A 1,465-nucleotide genomic window follows, 5' to 3' on the forward strand; every position below is an offset into this window, starting at 1 on the left:
CTCGGCGCGACCCTGGGAGGCCTTGGCCCGAAACGACGTCCATCCGAGCAGGCCGCCGACGGCGTACATCGTCGAGGCGAACACCCAGCCGGTGGCCGAGCGGCCCCGGACCGGGATGATGGTGATGGCCAGCGCGAACAGCCAGACCATGGCGAACAGGAGGGCGGAGAACCAGGCTCCGCGGCTGATCGCCCAGAACGCCGGCAGGCTCGCCAGCGCCAGGAACATCAGTTGGCCTCCGGATAGTCCGAAGAACCAGCCGATCCGGTCGCGCTGGTAGTCGGCGTAGGTGGTCATCGATGGGTTCCTTCCATCTCGTCGGGGTCCGTATGGGGGGTTGCGCGGATCGGGTTAGACCGCGACCGGGGGGATTCCGCCAGCTGCTCCGGCGCCACCGGCGCCACCGGCACCGCCAGCCGTTCCCCCGCCGCCTGCAGCCGGTGTCTTGGGTGCGGCTCCCGCGCCACTTGCTCCACCGGAGGAGCCGCCCTGGCCACCGGAGCCGCCGCCGGGGCCACCGCCCGTGGGCAGGGTCGGTGGAGTGGGAGGTGCGGGCGGCATCGGCGGGCTCGGCGGGTCCGTGTCGCTGGGGTCGCCGCTGTTCTGCGACCCGGGGTGGGTGCCGCCGGACTGATCCCCGGACTGGCCACCGGAGTGCCTGCCGCCCAGCCCGCTGAAGTCGGGCCCGTAGGTGCTCTGCCCGACACCGGCCTGGTTGGACTCATCCGACATCAGCGAGGTGGCCTTGGCGCCGGCGCTGTTGATCCAGCCCATGCCGGTCGACATCGCCTGGCCGACGGGGCCCAAGCTGCCCAGGAAGCCCTGGGTGGACTTGTTGAACCGGTCGCCCGTGGACGCCTCGGCGCTCTGCTCGCCGCCCGACCGGCCGCTGGGGTCCATCGCGGAGGCCGCCGAGGAGCCGCCACCGGACGCGCCGCCGCCGACCAGTCCCTGCAGGCCGCCCTGGATCGCCATGCCCTGCCGGAACGACGCGCCCGAGGGGGTGCCGGGGTCGACGAAGGCCAGCAGCTTGAACAACGCCAGCGGTGCGACGACGCTGACCAGGATCAGCATGACCGCGGGGAGTGCGGTGCCGACCGACTTCTCCGCGCCGTCGGCGAGGTGGGCCGCGACACCGCTGGACATCTGTACACCGATGCCGAGCACCATCACCATCAGCACGGGGGTGAACGCCGCGGCGTGGAACCAGCGCAGGCTTTTCCAGAACCAGGAGCGGGTGAAGTCCGAGACCAACCCGGCTGCGGACAGCGGGCCGGTGGCGGTCAGAACCAGCAGCGAGGCTGCGCGGGCGAGGTAGACCAGGATGTGCCCGATGGCGGCCAGCCACAGGAAGATCCCGAGGAAGGCGAGCACAGTGGCCACCGCCGCGTCGGAGACGTCTTCGGCGCCGAGGCCGCCCAGGGGGTCCCAGTCGGGCCAGGTCTGCACCTTGAGCAGCGACTTC

General features: G+C 72.0%; 1 protein-coding gene and 1 pseudogene. Both read right to left on the reverse strand.

Annotated features, from left to right (window positions below; all coding sequences use genetic code 11):
• The coding region (locus EPN29_13745; protein ID TAN31345.1) for a PrgI family protein at positions 1-297 on the reverse strand (297 nt) is incomplete at its 3' end.
• 375 nt (positions 298-672) lie between these two features.
• Positions 673-1,465 (reverse strand): annotated as a pseudogene (locus EPN29_13750) (hypothetical protein).

The organism is bacterium (assembly GCA_004299235.1).
Taxonomy (GTDB): Bacteria; Chloroflexota; Dormibacteria; order Dormibacterales; family Dormibacteraceae; genus SCQL01.